This window comes from Hyphomicrobium sp. 01T421, from assembly GCF_056398805.1.
Map to the genome: position 1 here is coordinate 593,954 of NZ_JBFTQC010000001.1, position 18,717 is coordinate 612,670.

Genomic DNA, 18,717 nt, shown 5'->3' on the forward strand with positions numbered 1-18,717 from the left:
CCGCGGCTACGCGCCGAGGTTGCCGCAGGCGCGATCGAATTTGGGCCGCCGCGTCGCGAGCGATGTAAGCTGACGGCCTAAGAGCGAAACAGCCGACATGATTATTGGCTTGGAGACTGAAGACGATGCCGCATATCGAGCTGCCTGAGCCCGATGTTGGCGTCTTGCGGCGGCTACCCATTCTGATCGAAGGCCTGAAAAGCCGTGTCGGTCAGGATCTTCTGATCGTCGACGAAGATGGACGCCGGGCCTACGAGACGGACGCGTTCACGGCTTACCGCCGCGTGCCCATGCTGGTCGTTCTCCCGCGCACGACCGAAGAAGTCTCCAAGATCTTGAAGTATTGCCACGAGAACGACGTCAAGGTCATTCCCCGCGGCGCGGGCACGTCTCTCTGCGGCGGGTCGTTGCCGACCGAGGACGCCATCGTTCTCTGCATCTCGAAGATGAACCGCGTCATCGAAATCGATTATGCCAATCGCTTGGCGCGGCTCGAAGCCGGAATAACAAATCTCCAGATCACGGCAGAGGTCGCGGCGGGCGGCTTTTTCTATGCGCCCGATCCATCATCGCAACTTGCGTGCACGCTCGCAGGCAATCTCGCGATGAATTCCGGCGGCGCGCACTGCCTCAAATACGGAGTGACGACGCACAACGTCTTGGGCGTCAAAATGGTGCTGATCGACGGCACCGTCGTCGAGATCGGCGGCTCGTCGCTGGAACGCAACGGCTACGATCTCTTGAGCTTGGTCATCGGCTCCGAAGGCCAGCTTGGCGTCATCACCGAAGCAACTGTGAAGCTCGTCCCGGCGCCGGAAGGCGCGCGGCCAATGATGATTGGCTTTCGTTCGCCGGAGGCAGCGGGCAGTTGCGTCTCGGCGATCATAGCGGCCGGTATTATCCCTGTAGCGATCGAATATATGGACCACGCGGCGGTCGAAGTCTGCGAGGCATTCGCCGGCGCAGGCTATCCGCTCGATGCGGAAGCATTGCTGATCGTCGAGGTCGAAGGCTCCGAAAGCGAAATCGGCATCCTCCTCGGACGCATTGCCGAAATCGCCGCTCGCTTCGATCCGAAAACGGTGCAGATCAGTGCGGACGCCGACCAGAGCGCGCGGATTTGGGCGGGTCGCAAGGCGGCGTTCGGCGCGATTGGGCGCATCTCCGATTACCTCTGCATGGACGGCACCATCCCGCTCGCGCAGTTGCCACACGCATTGACCCGGATCAGCCAGATCTGCGCCGAGTACGGTCTGAAGGTCGCCAACATCTTCCACGCCGGCGACGGCAACCTGCACCCGCTCATCCTTTATGATGCGAACAGTCCCGAGGAAGCGGAACGCGCCGAGCTTGCGGGCGAAACTATTCTGAAGCTGTGCGTCGAGCTCGGCGGCTGCCTCACCGGCGAGCATGGTGTCGGCATCGAAAAACGCGAGCTGATGACGACGCAGTTCACGCCGACGGATCTAGCCGTCCAGATGCGGATAAAAACCGTTTTCGATCCGACGTGGCGGCTGAACCCGGCGAAGGTGTTCCCGCTCGCCATTACCAACGTCATGCGCGCTGGCGACGCCGCCAGCACACCGGAGGCTGCTTAGCAGATGGTGCGATCATGACTGAGCTTTTTCGCCCCGCCGCCGAGTGGGAATTGCAGTCCATGATTGCGAGGCTTGCGCGCGAGAAGCGTGGCATCGAGGTCGTGGGGCATGGCGCCCTTCGCAATACCGGCCGCGTCGCGACAGCGGACGTCGTATTGACGACCTCCGGCCTCAAGGGCGTGACGCTCTATGAGCCGACGGAACTCGTCATGTCGGCCAGGTCCGGCACGCCCGTCTATGAAATCGAGGCGATCCTCGCGGCGCGCGGTCAGATGCTGAGCTTCGAGCCCGTCGATCTCGGACCGGCGACCGGCGCGCCGGGCGGCGCGCTCTCCATCGGCGGCGTCTTCGCGACGAATTTTTCGGGTTCCCGGCGCATTTCGGCAGGAAGCGCCCGGGATAACCTCTTGGGCGTCCGCGCCGTGAACGGCCGCGGAGAGCTTTTCAAATCCGGCGGCCGCGTGATGAAAAATGTCGCCGGCCTCGACGTCGCCCGCGGATTAACCGGCAGCTGGGGAACGCTTGCCGTCATGACTGAAGTGACCTTCAAGGTCGCGCCGCTCCCGCAAACCATGCAGACGCTGGCCTTCGTCGGCCTGCCTGACGATTTGGCGATCGAAGCGCTCAGCATCGCGATGGCGACGCCGCTCGAAATTTCAGGCGCGGTCCATCTCCCGAAGAATTGCGTCGACAGGCTCAAAGTGCCGAAGCTCAAAGGCGTCGGACAATCGCTGACGCTTCTGCGTCTCGAGACGTTTGCAACGTCGATCGACGAGCGCAGGGAGAAGCTCAAGACCGCGCTCAAGGTTTACGGCAAGCCGATCGAACTCGATGCAGAGGACACCTTCAGTCTTTGGAGCGAATTCCGCACGCTTTCGATGATGCCGTTCTCCACCGAGACGAGCCTGTGGCGGATTTCCACCCTTCCGACGAAGGCGCCTGAAATCGTCGCCGCGATCCAAAAGTTCATGGATGTGGTTGCGCTCTACGATTGGTCGGGAGCGCTCGTCTGGCTGGAAGTTCCGGCAGCAGCCGATGCCGGTGCAGCCGACGTGCGCCGCGCCGTTGCCGTTCGTGGCGGCCACGCGACGTTGATCCGTGCAGAGCGGGAAATTCGCAACACCGTCGAAGTTTTCGAACCCTTGAAGCCCGAGATCGAAAGATTGACACGCGGGATCAAGTCGGCCTTCGATCCGAGCGGCCTGCTCAACCGCGGGCGCATGTACGCCAATTTCTAGACACGTCAGTTCGACATAAGGCGCAATGCAAACCAATTTTTCGAAATCGCAGCTCGACGATCCGGAGATCAGGGAAGCCGAGCGAATCCTTCGACGCTGCGTGCACTGCGGGTTCTGCACCGCGACGTGCCCGACATACGTCGTGCTGGGCGACGAGCGCGATAGTCCGCGCGGGCGCATCTACGCCATAAAGGACATGCTCGAGAAAGGGCTCGATGCGAAGCCCGAGGTTTCGGTTCACATCGACCGTTGCCTGTCGTGCTTCTCGTGCATGACGACCTGCCCCTCGGGCGTCGACTATATGCATCTCGTCGAGATCGCGCGGAAGCACATCGAAAAAACCGGCAGCCGCAGTCTGAAGGATCGGCTCATCCGGCGCGCCTTGGCGGAAATCGTGCCTTATCCGCGCCGCTTCCGGTGGGCAATGAAGGCCGCGCCTCTGGGCCGGCGGATGGCTGGCGCATTCAAGGCGCTCAATCTTCCCGAGCTTGCCGCGATGGTGGATCTGGCCCCCCCCGAGGCGCCTCGCGCCGGCCGCTTCCGCGGGCCGGGCCGCGCGTCTCCGACGGGCGTTCGAACTGGCCGGGTCATCATGCTTGCGGGTTGCGCCCAGCAAGTTCTGAGGCCCGAGATCAACGACGCGACGATCCGGCTTTTCGCGCGCGGCGGCATCGATGTGATCGTGTCGGCCGGCGCCGCCTGCTGCGGAGCCTTGAGCCAGCACATCGGCCGCGAGGAAGAAGCGATCAAGGCCGCCAAGATCAACGTCGACGCCTGGAGCAAGGAAATTGCCAAAGGCGGCGTCGACGCCATCATCATCAACACGTCCGGCTGCGGCACGACGGTGAAAGACTACGGTCATCTCCTGAAACACGAGACGGAGTACGCCAAGCGCGCCAAGGACATCGCGGCGATGACCAAGGATGTCAGCGAGTTCCTCGATCAGTACGACATCGGCGCGCCGAAACGCTGGTCGAGCCTCAAGGTCGCCTATCATTCGGCGTGCTCGCTGCAGCATGGCCAGCGCGTCACGAGCCAGCCGAAGTCGTTGCTGAAGAAAGCCGGCTTCACCGTCATGGATGTGCCGGAAGCGCATCTCTGCTGCGGTTCGGCCGGCGTCTATAATATACTTCAGCCCGAAATCTCGTGCGCGCTGCGCGATCGCAAGGCCGCAAACATCAAATCATTGCGGCCGGATATCGTGGCGGCCGGCAACATCGGCTGCATCAACCAGCTCCAGCGGGCGCTCGATGTGCCGGTCGTCCATACGGTCGAGTTGCTCGATTGGGCGCATGGTGGTCCTATTCCGCCGGGTCTCGAAAACTACGCTCAATATTCGACAAACGTGCCGCAACCCAAACACAGCGTTGAGGACTACATAGGCGCATGACAGTCCAATCCGGTGTCAAACAATCCCAGACTTTGCTCGCCGATGAGCTTCGCGCCCGCCTTCGCGGCAAGGCGAAGCCGGTCGGCTCGCTTGGGCGGCTCGAGGATCTCGCAGTCCAAATCGGCTTGATCGCGGGCTCGACGAACCCCGACCTCGGCCTCGCGAAAATTCTGGTTTTCGCGGGCGATCACGGCATTACCGCCGAAGGCGTGACGGCCTATCCCTCCGTTGTGACGCGCGAGATCGCCAAATTCGTTTTGGCGGGCACCGCGGGCGTCAACGTGCTGGCGCGCGCCGCAGGCGTCGGCGTCGAACTCGTTGATGCTGGAATGCTCGAACCATTGCCGCCGCACGATCTCCTTCTCGACCGCCGCATAGCAAACGGCACGAAGAACGCCCGGCGCGAGCCAGCAATGTCGATCGAGGAATGCGCAGCGGCGCTGGAAACCGGCCGCGCCGTCGACGCGCACTTGGGCGCTGAAAACGTCGGTATCGTCGGCTACGGCGAAATCGGCATTGGCAACACGAGCGCCGCCGCCTTGGTCGCCCACGCGTTGACTGGCCTCGATCTCAAATCGCTCGTCGGTCCGGGAGCGGGCGCACCGGCACTCGGCCTCGAACATAAATATCAGATCCTCAGCGATACGATCGCCCGCGCCGCGATCGCGCCGTCGACCTCGGAGAAGCGCACGTTCGAAGTGCTTCGCCAGTTCGGCGGGTTCGAGATCGTGATGATGGCAGGCGCAATGACGGCGGCGGCCGCTGCCGGACGCGTGATCGTCGTCGATGGCTTCATTTCAACCGCCGGAGCCATCGCCGCGGAAGCGCTCGTTCCGGGAACGATCGATAATTGCGTTTTCGCTCATTGCTCGGCCGAACCCGGACACGCGGCTTTGCTGAAGCATCTGAGCGTCAAGCCGCTGCTCGAATTGGAAATGCGCCTCGGAGAGGGTACCGGCGCCGCGCTCGCAATGCCGATCATTCGAGCGGCCGAACTCATGCTCCGCGAAATGGCGGACCTGCCGGGCGAACATCCCGAATGATCTCGCTTGAACGGATGCGCTTCTTCGTTGCGTTGCAATTCCTGACGCGCATTCCACTGAAGCACATCGATCCCTTGCCGGGCGATTGGCTTGTGCGGGCCGCGAAATATTTGCCGCTGGTTGGCGGTCTCGTCGGCGTTTTCACGGGCGGTGTCATTCTGTTGACGTCGTTCGTCTTCCCGCAGCCGCTACCGATCATACTGGGTCTGGCGTTCGCAATTCTGCTGACCGGTGGGCTACACGAGGATGGTTTGGCGGACACCGCCGACGCATTCGGCGGCGGATACACCCGCGAACGCTGCCTCGAAATCATGAAAGATAGCCGCATCGGCACATACGGCGTGCTCGCCCTGATCGTCACTCTGGCGCTCAAGGCGACGGCGCTTACACAGGTCGATCCGCTCTCTGCCGCGAAGGTCGTGATCGCTGGGTTCGCGGGTGCGCGCGCGGCGGCGGTGCTGGCCCTGGCAAGTCTCTCTTATGCGGGCGGCGAAGCGGCAAAGGTCAGCCGAACGACCTCGGAAATGACCGGAAACGAGATCGCGGTAACGGTTATAACCGCTCTGATTTTCGGATTTCTTTGTTTGAGCCCCGTCGTTTTCTTGGCGTCGGCCCTGTTTGCAGGCGTAGCAGCAACCATCGTCGCGTTGATTGCCCACCAGAAAATCGGAGGCTACACCGGCGACGTCCTGGGCGCGGTCGAACAGATTTACGAAACGGCGTTCTTTATAATCGCCGTGGCCATAATCGCCGGTCCGGGATAATATTCCCGAAAATAAGAAGCTCGCCGCAGAGTGTATTGCGTATGGCGACGGTGGAAACAGGGAGCGGCGCGATATTGCGCGCCGGGGGTGGCTGGTCGCGAGTGCTCAACTCGCGCGGTGGCCGTTTCATTACCGAAATCTTCGACGGCGCCGACGAAGCGCTCGCGGCATTCGAAGCCGTCGAGACCGGCCTCGTCTCCAACGGTTTTCAAACGCTCGATTGGCTGACGGTCCTCTACGAAGAATTGGCGCCCGCGCGGAAAGCGATGCCGCGTCTCGTGGTCGTGACCGAACAGGCCAGCGGCGATGTTGCGCTCGTTCTCCCGCTCGTTGTCGCGAAAGAAGGAATGCTGCGCGTCGCGAGCTTCGCTGACCTCGGCGTTTCCGATTACGGCGGCCCTATTTTGGGCCCCGTGCGCCTCACCGATAAACGTTCGATCCGTCGCGTGTGGCGTCAGGTGCGCAGCGCCATGCGCGATATCGATCTTATCCGCTTCGAACGCATGCCAGCCGAAATCGGCAGCCGCCCGAATCCGCTCCTCACGCGTTTAGGCGTTTCGCCCGCGTTGCGTTCCGGAACCGAGCTATTCGTGACGGACACTCCGGATGCGTTCCCTCGGGGTATCGGCAAGAAATATCGCAAGGAAGTCGAACGCTGTTATCGCCTGTGGAGGAAGGAACCTGCGCCGCGCTTTTATCGGGCGACGACCGCCGAGGAAATCGCCCACGTCTATCTGGCGCTCGAAGAACAGCGGACGCGGCGGCGCGCTGCACTCCATGGCAAAAACATCCTCGACGAACCGGCTTATGGCTCTTTTTACGAACGCTTGGCGATCGACGGCTCCGATGCAGGCTTGAGCGCCCTCTTCGCGCTCAAAGCAAACGGCGAGATCGTCGCCACCCTTTTCGGCATCGTCCATGACGGCGCATTCACACGCCTCGCCATTTCGACGGGCGGAGAAGAGTGGGGCCACCTCTCGCCGGGCCGGCTCGTCGTGATCGAAGCCATGAAATATTTCGCCGCCCGGGGCGTGCGCCGCTTCGATATGGGTGTGGCCGAGCACCCCCTCGCGCGCGGCTTCGGTGCGAAGCCCGTGCCGCTCTACGATCTGGTCGTGCCGACGGACGGGATTGCCCTCCCGGCGGCTCTCCTACACGTCCTCAAGGGACACTTCCGGGGCAAACGGGCTCGCCGGGCCGCAGCCGGGATAGACCAAGTGGCTGAGTTGCGTTGATTTTAGGGATTTTAGGGCGACTTTCCTGATGCCGGTCCATCCGATATAAGGCTGGCTCGCACGCCGGGCGCCGTAAGGTGTCACGGCAACTTTTCTATTTGCGGTCTGGTCCCCAACATCCTCATGTCCAAAGTGAATACAAGCACGCGCCCCGAAGCGCGCCTCGCCAAAGGCTTCCGCGATATCGAGGCGGCAGAGCTCCGGGGCCTCACCGACATGACGGGTAAGATCCGTGAGGTCTATGAGCGCTACGGCTTCGAAGCGCTCGAGACGCCCGCAATCGAGTACACCGACGCGCTCGGCAAATTCCTCCCCGACCAGGACCGCCCCAACGCCGGGGTCTTCTCGTTCCAGGACGAGGACGAGCAGTGGATGAGCCTGCGCTACGATCTGACCGCGCCGCTCGCCCGCTACGTGGCGCAGAATTTCCAATTCCTGCCCAAACCCTTCCGCCGCTACGCGTTCGGCAACGTCTATCGCAACGAAAAGCCGGGTCCGGGCCGCTTCCGCCAGTTCATGCAGTTCGACGCCGATACGGTCGGCGCTGAAGGCGTGGCAGCCGATGCCGAGATGTGCATGCTCGCTGCCGACACGCTCGAAGCCCTCGGCGTGAAACGCGGCGACTACGTGATCAAGGTCAATAATCGCAAAATACTCGATGGTATCCTGGAGACGGTCGGCATCGATCTCACTGATGACACGCGCCGCTTAGCCGTGCTCCGTTCGCTTGATAAGCTCGACAAATTTTCTAAGGAAGATGTCGCGCTTCTCCTGGGGCCGGGCCGCAAGGACGAGTCCGGCGATTTCACTAAGGGCGCCGGTCTCAATAGTGATCAGATTGAGGCATTGATCATCTTTGTCACCACACCCACGTTCGATGACTACGCGAAGAAAAAGGGTTTGAAAACAACAGCTCTCTATGATGATGGCTCCGCCGAACTCATTGAGCTGAACTCGCTTGTCACAGCGGCAGGCTATGAGGATCGGATCCGCGTTGATTTTTCGGTCGTTCGCGGCCTCGAATATTACACCGGTCCCGTTTTCGAAGCCGAGCTGACGTTCGAAGTCAAAGACGATGACGGCAAGCCCGTGCGCTTCGGTTCCGTCGGCGGCGGCGGTCGCTATGACGATCTCGTCGCGCGCTTCACGGGCGAAAAAGTTCCGGCGACCGGCTTCTCGATCGGCGTCTCGCGCCTGCAGGCGGCTCTGTCTCTGATCGGCGACAAGAAAGCCAAAGCTCTCGGCCCCGTCGTCGTCCTCGTGATGGACAAGGCGGAGATCGCGACCTACCAGAAAATGACGCAAGCGCTGCGCAACGCCGGCATCCGCGCCGAGATGTACCTCGGCTCGTCCGGCATGAAGGCGCAGATGAAATACGCCGACAAGCGCAACAGCCCGTGCGTCATCATCCAAGGCTCCGACGAGCGCGCCAAAGGCGAGGTGACGATCAAGGACCTGATCGAAGGCGCGAAAGCCGCAGCCGCGATCAAGGACAATAAAGAATGGAAGGAGGCGCGCCCGGCGCAGTTCTCCGTCTCCGAGGCAAACCTCATCCAGGAAGTTCACAAGCTCATCCAGCGGCATGAGGCCTAGCGTGGTGCTGATCTCATTGTCGGTCTTCACCCCACCCCCGACCCCTCCCCGTCAAGGGGAGGGGGGAAGTGGGCCATTTTCTTATCTTCCCGTCACACGGGGTCGAGGTTGCCTTGCGCTCTCTTCTGTTCCCCTCCCCCTCCGCGGGGAGGGGTTAGGGGTGGGGGTGGCGAAATACCTGCGCTCGGGAGACACGCAATGACCGTGGAGACGACGCGGAACCTCGAGGCGCTGGCAGCGCAAGCGCAGACGATGATGTCGGTTTTCACCAAAGCCGGCTACGAGGCCGTTGCACCCTCCATCATTCAGCCGGCTGACGTGTTCCTCGACGTCATCGGCGAAGGCCTGCGCGCGCGGACGTATGTCTTCACCGACCAGGACGGAGCCGAGCTATGCCTCCGGCCGGACATCACGGTGCCGACGTGCCGCCTCCACTTGGAACGCCACGCCGATCCGGTGACGCCGGCACGCTATTGCTATAACGGCCCCGCATTCCGCTTTCAGCCGCAAGGCGCGACGGCTTCGCATCCGCGCGAATTTCGCCAGGCCGGCATCGAGCGTTTCGGCGACAAGTCGCGCGAAGCAGCCGAAGCGGAAACCGTCGCCATCGTCGTCAAGGCAATCGAAAAAGTCGGCCTCAGGGACTGGACGCTGAAGCTCGGCGACCTCGGATTGTTCTCGAGTGTTCTCGACGCGGCCGACGTCTCTCCCAATTGGAAAAAACGGCTCGACGATGCGTTCCTGAAGCCGCTCTCGTTTCGCAAAGCCTTGAAAGACTTCGCGTCGGCCGCGCGCGTCGCGTCTCCCGGCGTTCCGGAAGAATTGCTTTCCGCCATGCGGCGCGACGAATGGGAAAAGAGCGAAGCCGCTGTCGCCGTCTACCTCGAAGAAAATGCTATCGAGCTGCTCGGCACGCGCTCGCTTGCAGACATCACGGAACACCTCATGGTGATAGCCGAGGATCGCAAGGAAAAGCCTCTCGACGCGAGCGCCATCGAGTTGATCGAACGCTATGTCGGCGTCACGGGTCCGGCGACGACGGCCGGCGAAAAGATCGCAGCTCTCCTCGAAGGCGCGGCGAACGGTGCGGGCGCCGCTTTGGAAACGTACGACCGGCGTCTGGCCCTCCTTGCCAACGCGGGCATCGATCTCAATCGCGTAACGTTTTCAGCCGAATTCGGTCGCACGCTCGCCTATTACTCGGGGCTCGTGTTCGAGGTGAATTCAGCGTCGCTCGAAGAAAAAAGTCCAATCGCAGGCGGTGGCCGGTACGATGGGCTGATGCGCGCCGCCGGAGCGCAAGCCGAAGTTCCGGCCGTCGGCGCAGCTATCCATTCCGAGCGTCTGCTCGCCGCGACCGTCAAGGGGGCGCAATGAGCAAGCTCACACTCGCGATACCCTCGAAGGGCCGCTTGATGGAGCAGACGACCGATATGTTTGCGCGCGCCGGATTGGTTGTGCGCAAAGTCGGTCACGTGCGTGGCTATCGCGGCGAGATCGACGGCCTTCCGGAGATCGACGTCGCCTACGTTTCGTCAGGCGAGATCGCGGCCGCCCTGAAGGCCGGAAGCGTGCACCTCGGCATCACGGGCGAAGATCTGATCCGCGAGAACATTTCCGACGCAGCGACCCGCATACGTTTTCTGCAAGCGCTCGGCTTCGGCTTCGCCGACGTCATCGTGGCGGTGCCGGCGTGTTGGGTTGACGTCGCGACGGTGCACGACCTCGAGGACATCGCGTTGCCGTTTCGCCGCCTGCATGGGCGGTGGCCGCGCGTCGCCACGAAATACGTGAACCTGACGCGGCGGTTTTTCGGCTCCAAAGGTTTCGGCGACTACCGTATCATCGAGAGTGCGGGCGCAACGGAAGGCGCACCGGCGGCAGGCATGGCCGAGCTGATCGTCGATATAACGACGACTGGCGAAACGCTGCGCGCCAACGGCCTCAAAATCCTCGACGACGGTGTCATTCTGAAATCGCAGGCGAACCTCTGCGCCTCGAACGCCGCCGCTTGGACGCCGGAATTCGAGAAGATCTGCGCCGAGCTCACCGCAGCACTCTCGGCATCCGTGCCAGTGAAAGCAACGTCTCGCGTGTAGCTATATGCTATCGGCGAGATGACACTTCAGGATGCCGTAGTCGTAGCGTCCGCCAAGCGCCGAAAAAGCGGGCCCGAGTTTACCCGTTTCGCGCGTCTGGCATCGCTCGAACGCCTCTTCGATCTCGTCGTAATCCGCAGCGTCGAGCTTCAACGCGTCCTCGGCCGTGATCAGTCCGGCTTCGATCGCCTCTGCCAAGTGGCCGTATACAGTCGATATCTCGAGGCTTCTCTCGGTGGCAATCGCCTCGGCATCGAGGCCGCGTAAGTGCGCCGCAAGCGTCGCGTTCACGGTCGCGGACAGCCGGTTGTTGAGCGCCGGATGCTTCTTGAATTGCCCGATGACGTCGAGGAAAGCCACGCCATAGCGCGCGATCTTGCTGGCGCCGAGCCCGAGAATGTCGTGCAGCGCGCTTTCCGTCGTCGGCTGCTTTTCAGCAAGCTCGATCAGCGTTTTGTCCTGAGCGACAACGTAAGGCGGAAGCTTCGCCGAGGCCGCGAGCTTCTGCCGGAGCGCGCGAAGCGCATCAAACAGCGGCTGGTTTTCACGTGCCACCCGCGATGCAGCAGAGGACGCCGCGCGCTTTGAGCCCTTCGAAACTTGCCGCGTCACGCGCAAAAGGAAACGCTCTTCGCCGCGGAGCAGCGGCCGCGCCCGTTCCGTCAAAACGAGCGAGCCCATGCCCTCGTCATCGATGCTGAGATACCCTTGCGCGGTAAGCTGACGGAAAAGCCCCTTCCACGTCGTCTGCGGAACATCTTTACCGATGCCGTAGACGGTGAGCCGGTCATGACCGTTGCGGATGATCCGTTCGTCGGCGCTCCCGCCCAAGACGTCAGCGAGATACGTGACGCCGAACCGCTGACCCGTGCGATAGACAGCCGAGAGCGCCTTCTGCGCGAGGACCGATCCGTCTTCCGTATGCGGCGGGTTGAGGCAGTTATCGCAGTTGCCGCAAGGCTCGGGCCGCGTTTCGCCGAAATAGGCAAGCAGAGCTTGCCGCCGGCAACCGGGCATCTCGGCGAGCCCGATCAGCGCATCGAGCTTTTGGCGCTGAACTTTCTTGAACGCCTCCGCGCCGTCGGATTGCGAAATCCATTGCCGAAGCTGCACGATGTCCTGAAAGCCATACGCCATCCAGGCGTTTGCGGGTTCGCCATCGCGCCCCGCGCGGCCCGTCTCCTGATAGTAGGACTCGATCGACTTCGGCAAATTGAGATGCGCAACGAAGCGCACGTCCGGCTTATCGATGCCCATGCCGAAGGCAATCGTCGCAACGATGATAAGTCCGTCATCGGACAGAAACTTCGTCTGTGCCGCGGCGCGGATCGGAGCGTCGAGACCCGCGTGATAGGCGAGCGCCTTACGCCCCTTGGAAGATAGCCACGCAGCTGTTTCCTCGACTGACTTGCGCGAAAGACAATAAACGATCCCCGCGTCCGTCGGATGTTCGGTTTCGATGAACTGCCAAAGCTTCTCTTTCGCGCTCAAGCTGCCGAGTTCTGCGATGGTGTAGCGGATGTTCGGCCGATCGAAGCTCGCAATGAAGCAAGCCGCATCCTGGAGCGACAGCTCCGAGATGATATCTTGGCGCGTGCGTTCATCGGCCGTTGCCGTCAGCGCGACGCGCGGCACGTTCGGGAACCGTTTCGCGAGAACCTTCAGCTGGCGATACTCGGGCCGGAAATCATGTCCCCATTGCGAAACGCAATGCGCCTCGTCGATCGCGAAAATCGCAATATCGCTGCGCTCGAAGAGATTGAGCGTGCGCTCCTGCACCAGTCGTTCCGGCGCGACGTACAGAAGATCGAGCGCGCCGGCCGCGAATTGACGCTCGATTTTGTCCTGCGTCGCGCGATCCTGTGTCGAGTTGAGGAAGGCTGCCTTGACGCCGAGGTCGAGCAGCGCGTCGACCTGATCCTGCATCAACGCGATGAGCGGCGAGACGACAATGCCGGTGCCGCGGCGGATGAGAGCCGGGATCTGATAGCAAAGCGATTTACCCCCGCCCGTCGGCATAAGAGCCAGGCAGTCGCGGCCGGAAAGCAGTGTCGCGATAATGTCGCTCTGAAGCGACCGGAAGCCCTTGTATCCGAACACCTCTTCGAGCGTCGCGCGCGCCGTCGCCATGTCGTTATCTGCAACTGGCGAAAAGGGCAGGGAAAGCGGCTCGGCAGTGGCCGGCATCGGGAAAACCTATGCTCAGAACGTCGATGCCGGGACGCTAGCCTGATTCGACTGTGGCAGTTGCAGCTTCCGCCGCTGCAACACGAAAAACCCGTTGATTCAATTGGGAGGTTTCAAACAACTGAACGTTGCGACTTTTTAATCCCACGTTCAGAATGAGTTCATCTTTGTTGGGCTAGTGTGTCCTCAAGCTGGTGATGACACTTCCCCCCGTGCAACACCAGAACCTGCTGAGCCCGGCCAAGCCCCAAGACATCCCCCCGTCTTCCCCTTGGCCGGGCCAGCCCTAAGAACAAATCCAGTCAAAAAATCGTTCGAACCTGCGGCGCGCTTTTCCGCCGCCCGTCGCCATTACACGGCGATGTTGCCCGCGAGCTGCACGCGATTGCTGGCCCCCTGCCGATCGATGAGATCCGGCCCCATCATCTTGCCAAATTCCATTTCACGGATGGCGCCGTCCTGGGCGTTTGAAATCAGATTGTTCGCGATGAGGCATTTCCCGGCGTCGCCCGCGCCGGTGACCGATATGCCGACGCGCGCATGGCGGATGACGTTCCCGGTCGCCGCGACGTCGCGCATGAACGGGCCCCAGCCGATCTGAATGCCGACGGTCGGAGCATTCTCGATGGTATTGCCCGAGACCACCGCATCGGCCTCGACACCGATGCCCTCGCCGCGCTTGTCTTGCGGTTCCTGTTCGCGCCGGAAGAGGTTGCGAATGAGGTTGCCTTGAATGACCGCAAGGCGGCCACCCTCGTTGAAATTCGTCACCGAAATGCCCGTCGCGGCGGTATCCACGACGTTGTTGGCAATGATGGCGCCCTGGAACCCGAATTCGGCGTAGAGAGCGACCTCGCCGAGCCGCTCGCAACTGTTGGCGATGATCTGGATATTCGAGGCGGAATTGCCTCGGACGGCCGTGTACGCGCAATCCGAAATGCGGTTGCCGCTGACGAGCACGCTGCCGGCGCGAAACACGTTGATGCCGTTCCCGTATTCGCCCGTGCCGCCCGAAGCGCTGCGAATTTTCGAGATGCGATTGCCGGAAACGATCGAGCCGTCTTCGCCGGCAGCGGACCGCCAGACGAGAATGCCGTTGTTCCCGCAGTCCGAGATCGTGTTGCCTTTGATGTCGAGCCCAAGGGCGTCGAGGCTTTTCAGTCCGGCGTCGAGGGCGCCCGTTATCGTGACGTCGTTGATATGTCCGCTGCACGCGAAGAGCGAAAGCCCGTTGCCGGCACTGTTGCGGATTTCGAGTTCGCTCAGGCGGAGGTCCTTTGAACGCGAGATCGTGACGGCGCCATCCGCACGCGTCCTGTCGAAGGTCTTATACGCGCAGTCGAAGACGATGCCTTTGATAGCGAGACCGTCAGCGTTGTCTGCCGTCACGAAGGCGTCGCCGCCGCCGTAGGCGAGGATCGTCGTCCGCGCACTGCCGATGAGCCGCGTTCCCATGCGAAGCCTTAGGTCGCTGACGATGAAGGTCCCGGACGGCAGGATGATCGGCGTATCCGTGTTGGCCGCAGCGTCGATGACAGCCTGCAGCGCGGCGGTCTGATCCTGAACGTCATTGGGTACGAGGCGAGGCGCAAGATCGCTCGCGGCAGCAGGCGGCGCGCCAGGAGACGCAACTGGGCGCTTGTCTGCCGCGTGAACGACTGTCGCCGCCGCACCCAATCCAAGTCCGGCTCCCAAGACGGAACGACGATCGAAGGTCATAGGCGGCTCCCCGTTCCCGGCTTCGCATCGAATAAAATAATGAAATGAGCGAGCGGTGAGAGTCGTTAAGCCAGGGTTAACGAAATCTTGGCCGGGGCAGTATCCAGCGCGATTTTGATGATTTCGAGCGCGGCCGCCGACACGGTCGTAATGTCGAGCGGCGGCTCGGAAAGATCCTGAGGGATATGCACGAATCCGACGCGGTGATTTCCTCGCGCTTCCGCCGCCGCCAGTGAGTGATAGAGGACGGCATTGCAGAGATAGCCACCGGCGTCGTTCGAAATGGAGGAGGGATAGCCCTTCGCGTTCAACGCCGCAGCTATTGCCGGAGCGGCGATCGACGATCGGCGTACCGCAGGACCATCCTCCGTCAATTGCGCTGAAGCGGGGAGCGTGCCTGCGGCGTCGGGAGCCGCTCGGCAAATGTTGGCCGCTTCAGTCTCGAGCCGAATGGTCTTGGCCGCACCGGCGACGCCGAAGTGCAAGGCAAGGAGAGGCCGGTGGCGCTCATGCAGGTTGGCGATGAGCCGTGTCGCTTTATTCCACTCCGTCGGAAGGATTGCGACGGTGAAGCAAAATTCTGGAAGAGCCCTGCGCGCAGTCCGCGCGAGCTTCCGGACGAGTTCGCCCGAAGCATTAATCGGAACGCCCGGAAAAGGGCCGAACCCGGTCAGCAGTACGGTCGGACGTGAATCCACTCGTCTTGGCATCGGCCCTATTATAGGCGGCCGATGCCGTTGACCCAACGGGGAGGGAGCGGCGTGATGCTACAAGCTCGCCTGACGTTGACGCAGCTGTTCTCGTTTGTCGAAGACGAGACGGCCTTCCTCGGCCTTGTGGAAGTACTGGCAATTGACGAGCCATCCCTTCAATGGCCGCAGCGGCGGAATGCACGTCAGCAGGATAATGGGGAGGCTGGTCAGCAAGTGCAGCCAGAATGGAGGGCCGTAGACGACCTCGAACCAGCAGGCAAAAGCCGCGCTCGGGATGCACCCGAAACAGATCACAAAAAACGCAGGGCCATCCGCCGGATCGGCGAACGAGAAACTCAGTCCGCAGGCAGGACATTCTTTCTTCAGCGTCAGAAAGCCGTCGAAGATCTTGCCCTTGCCGCATCGGGGGCAGAGGCCGCGTATCCCCGTCTTCAGCGGAGATAGTTTCGGCCACTTATGTTCCCCGCACATGATGTTTCCTTTCATTAATGAATGTCTGGCCATTGTATGGCAACTTGGCGGGCAGGAAAAGCATTGTATGCGTCCTGCGCCACAATGGCGATTTTCGCGACATTATAAGATTATATCAAAGACTTACGATAACATCCGCCGCCGCCATAAAGGGATCGACAAAATCTACCTATCCCTGCATGGCCATACATGTTATTTAATGTATGGATCATCGAAGGAGAACCCTCCAGCTATGTCATCTTGGGAGCCCTGGTTGGCGGAGGGCGGACAGCTCAAATACCGCGGCATCGTCGAAGCCATCGAGGTCGACCTCAAGTCGGGGCGTATTCAGCCGGGTGACCGGCTGCCGCCGCAGCGAATGATTGCGGAAATCCTCGGTGTCGACCTGACGACCGTCACGCGCGCATTCAACGAGGCGCGGCGCCGGGGCCTCGTCGAGGCAAATGCCGGACGCGGCACTTTCATTCGACGGCGCATAGACGACGGCCGTATTCTAGGCGCCGCCTCTGCGCCGGCCGTTGACCTCAGCATGAATATCCCACCGCAGCCGGCCGCCGCTAACCTCAAACGCCTCATTCCCGAAACCATCGCCAATCTCCTCTCTGAGGAGGGCGGGATGCTGAACCTTCATTATCAGGAGAGCACGGGCAGCGAGTCCGATCGCGCTGCAGCCGCGGTGTGGCTGAGACAGCGTATTCCCGACCTGATACCGGCGTCGATCGTTCTAACCAACGGCGCTCAAAACGCGCTTTTCGCGATCTGCGAATGTCTCGCGTCGCCGGGAGATTCCATTGCTGCTGGCTTTGTGACCTATCCCGGCCTGAAAGCCATCGCGCAGCAACGCGGGTTCGCGCTGACGCCATTGGAGATGGACGAGCAAGGCATCGATCCGCAGTCGTTCGAAGCATGCTGCGCGACTGCGCCGCCAAAACTTCTCTACGTCATACCCGCGATAGACAATCCGACGACGGCGACGCTATCGGAAGAGCGGCGTCACGAAATCATCGCGATCGCACGCAGGTACAACGTAACGATCATCGAAGATGATCCCTATTCGCCGGTGCAAATCGATCCGTTGATGCCCATTGCGGCTTTGGCGCCGGACATCACTTGGCACATCGCGACGTTATCGAAATGCGCAAGCCCTGCTTTGCGCATCGCCTATGTCGTTGCGCCAGGGGCGGCTGAGGCGACGCGGCTTGCAGCTGTCATCAGGGCCGTCAACCTCATGGTGCCGCCGCTGAATGCGGCCCTTGCATCGCGTTGGATCGCGACCGGCATCCTCGATGACGTCGCCCTCGCAATCCGCGAAGAAAACATCGCCCGCCAAAAGCTCGCAAAGTCGGCGCTCGGGGACGCGCACATCGCAGCGGATAAATGCGGTTCCCACATCTGGATGCGCATGCCCGCTCAATGGCGCGCCACCAATTTTGTTGATCAAGCAGGGCGTCTGGGGATCTCGGTTGTGCCGGGAGCCGCCTTCGCCATCGGCTCCAAGGAGCCCGAAGCTCTGCGCCTGTCGCTCGGCGTCGCACCCGATCGCGACGCGCTTCTTCATGCTTTGAAGCAGCTTGCCGGGCTTCTCTCCCAGCCTCCGGTCACCGCGAAGGCAATCGTCTAGCGACGGCAACGCGAGTTCATCTCCGCCGCTATCACGGTTACGAGGCGCGTATGATCGAGGCCGGAGCGGCTGCGCCGGCCGTCGGATGTCGTCTTTCCGCCAATGTGTCACGCGCGGCCCTCGTCCGGCCTTCAAACAGCCCGTTGCAAACGGTTTCAAGCTAGATATCCTTCCGACTATATCGAATCCGATAAAGGAACCGGTCGCAATGCACGCAGCGTTCAATTTTTCGCGGCTATCTCTCAAGATAGCGCTGGCAGGAATGATGCTGGTCTCGGCGCTTTTCGTCGAGGCTCAGGCCCAGAAGACAGACGCGACCACGGTCACGATCTTCGCGGCGGCCAGCCTCAAGAACGCCTTGGACGGCGCGGCCGCAGCGTATGAAAAAAGCACGGGCAATAAAGTCGTAATCTCCTACGCCGCGTCGTCCGCGCTCGCGAAGCAGATCGAGCAGGGCGCGCCCGCCGACATCTTCGTTTCGGCCGACCTCGACTGGATGGACTACGTCCAAAAGGCAAAGCTCATCAAGGACGACACGCGCAGCAATCTCTTAGGCAATCGCCTCGTCTTGATCGCACCGCAGTCGAGCACGGTTTCCCTGAAAATCGGCAAGGATTTCCCGCTCGCCGCAGCCCTCGGCGATAAYCATCTTGCTATGGCGAACGTGAAGTCGGTTCCGGCCGGAAAATATGGCTCGGCCGCACTCGAGAAGCTCGGCGTATGGAGCGCCGTTGAATCGAAAGTCGCCCAGGCCGACAACGTACGTGCAGCGCTCGCTCTCGTCGCGACGGGCGAAGCGCCGCTTGGCATCGTCTACGAGACGGACGCAAGCGCCGAACCCAAAGTTAAGATTGTCGACGTGTTCCCTGAAGACACGCACCCGCCGATCATCTATCCCGTTGCCGTTATCGGCGCGACCAAGAATGGTGATGCGGCCAAGGTTTTCCTTGACTATCTGAAGTCCGCTGAAGCGCAGGCATTCTTCACGAAGCAAGGGTTCACGATCGTCAAGTAACGACGTCGCACCACAAGGCGAACGGCGGGTA

15 protein-coding genes are annotated in these 18,717 nt (G+C 61.6%); 11 read left to right on the forward strand and 4 right to left on the reverse strand.

Annotated features, from left to right (window positions below):
- Nucleotides 1-125 precede the first annotated feature (125 nt).
- From AC1DK3_RS02775 to hisG, 9 genes are all read left to right on the forward strand, one after another.
- Entirely contained in the window at nt 126-1,598 is a 1,473-nt protein-coding gene (locus tag AC1DK3_RS02775; RefSeq protein ID WP_477190766.1) for an FAD-binding oxidoreductase, read from the forward strand.
- Between the two features lie 14 nt (nt 1,599-1,612).
- Complete coding sequence (locus AC1DK3_RS02780) at nt 1,613-2,836, forward strand: FAD-binding protein (protein ID WP_477190767.1); 1,224 nt, start codon at nt 1,613-1,615, stop codon at nt 2,834-2,836.
- A 25-nt stretch (nt 2,837-2,861) separates the two neighbouring features.
- Complete coding sequence (gene glcF / locus AC1DK3_RS02785) at nt 2,862-4,226, forward strand: glycolate oxidase subunit GlcF (RefSeq protein ID WP_477190768.1); 1,365 nt, start codon at nt 2,862-2,864, stop codon at nt 4,224-4,226.
- Nucleotides 4,223-5,269: a nicotinate-nucleotide--dimethylbenzimidazole phosphoribosyltransferase gene (gene cobT / locus AC1DK3_RS02790; RefSeq protein ID WP_477190769.1), complete on the forward strand. Its 1,047-nt coding sequence runs from the start codon at nt 4,223-4,225 to the stop codon at nt 5,267-5,269. Before glcF ends, cobT begins: the two co-directional genes overlap by 4 nt.
- On the forward strand, nt 5,266-6,033 hold the full coding sequence (gene cobS, locus AC1DK3_RS02795; RefSeq protein ID WP_477190770.1) for an adenosylcobinamide-GDP ribazoletransferase: 768 nt from the start codon (nt 5,266-5,268) through the stop codon (nt 6,031-6,033). The genes cobT and cobS overlap by 4 nt, the downstream gene beginning before the upstream one ends.
- Before the next feature lie 41 nt (nt 6,034-6,074).
- Nucleotides 6,075-7,268: a GNAT family N-acetyltransferase gene (locus AC1DK3_RS02800; protein WP_477190771.1), complete on the forward strand. Its 1,194-nt coding sequence runs from the start codon at nt 6,075-6,077 to the stop codon at nt 7,266-7,268.
- Between the two features lie 123 nt (nt 7,269-7,391).
- Nucleotides 7,392-8,861 (forward strand): histidine--tRNA ligase, encoded by a 1,470-nt coding sequence (hisS, locus tag AC1DK3_RS02805; RefSeq protein ID WP_477190772.1) that lies wholly within the window; start codon nt 7,392-7,394, stop codon nt 8,859-8,861.
- A 198-nt stretch (nt 8,862-9,059) separates the two neighbouring features.
- Nucleotides 9,060-10,238, forward strand: a complete 1,179-nt coding sequence (locus tag AC1DK3_RS02810; RefSeq protein ID WP_477190773.1) for an ATP phosphoribosyltransferase regulatory subunit — start codon at nt 9,060-9,062, stop codon at nt 10,236-10,238.
- Nucleotides 10,235-10,960: an ATP phosphoribosyltransferase gene (gene hisG / locus AC1DK3_RS02815; RefSeq protein ID WP_477190774.1), complete on the forward strand. Its 726-nt coding sequence runs from the start codon at nt 10,235-10,237 to the stop codon at nt 10,958-10,960. Before AC1DK3_RS02810 ends, hisG begins: the two co-directional genes overlap by 4 nt.
- Here the strand turns inward: hisG and recQ are convergent, their stop codons facing one another.
- From recQ to AC1DK3_RS02835, 4 genes are all read right to left on the reverse strand, one after another.
- Nucleotides 10,961-13,147, reverse strand: coding sequence for a DNA helicase RecQ (gene recQ / locus AC1DK3_RS02820; RefSeq protein WP_477190775.1), 2,187 nt, complete (start codon nt 13,145-13,147; stop codon nt 10,961-10,963).
- A 351-nt stretch (nt 13,148-13,498) separates the two neighbouring features.
- Nucleotides 13,499-14,866 (reverse strand): TIGR03808 family TAT-translocated repetitive protein, encoded by a 1,368-nt coding sequence (locus AC1DK3_RS02825; RefSeq protein WP_477190776.1) that lies wholly within the window; start codon nt 14,864-14,866, stop codon nt 13,499-13,501.
- Nucleotides 14,867-14,931: 65 nt separating this feature from the next.
- Nucleotides 14,932-15,564 carry a pyroglutamyl-peptidase I gene (locus tag AC1DK3_RS02830; protein WP_477190777.1) on the reverse strand — a complete coding sequence of 211 codons (633 nt, stop codon included), beginning with the start codon at nt 15,562-15,564 and terminating at the stop codon, nt 14,932-14,934.
- Nucleotides 15,565-15,633: 69 nt separating this feature from the next.
- On the reverse strand, nt 15,634-16,050 hold the full coding sequence (locus AC1DK3_RS02835; protein WP_477190778.1) for a DUF983 domain-containing protein: 417 nt from the start codon (nt 16,048-16,050) through the stop codon (nt 15,634-15,636).
- A gap of 232 nt (nt 16,051-16,282) precedes the next feature.
- Between AC1DK3_RS02835 and AC1DK3_RS02840 the strand changes: the two genes are divergently transcribed.
- Together AC1DK3_RS02840 and modA are read left to right on the forward strand one after the other, a co-directional pair.
- The gene (locus AC1DK3_RS02840) at nt 16,283-17,671 is read left to right on the forward strand and encodes an aminotransferase-like domain-containing protein (RefSeq protein WP_477190779.1); all 1,389 of its coding nucleotides are present in this window, start codon (nt 16,283-16,285) and stop codon (nt 17,669-17,671) included.
- 208 nt (nt 17,672-17,879) lie between these two features.
- On the forward strand, nt 17,880-18,686 hold the full coding sequence (modA, locus tag AC1DK3_RS02845; protein WP_477190780.1) for a molybdate ABC transporter substrate-binding protein: 807 nt from the start codon (nt 17,880-17,882) through the stop codon (nt 18,684-18,686).
- Nucleotides 18,687-18,717: the final 31 nt, after the last annotated feature.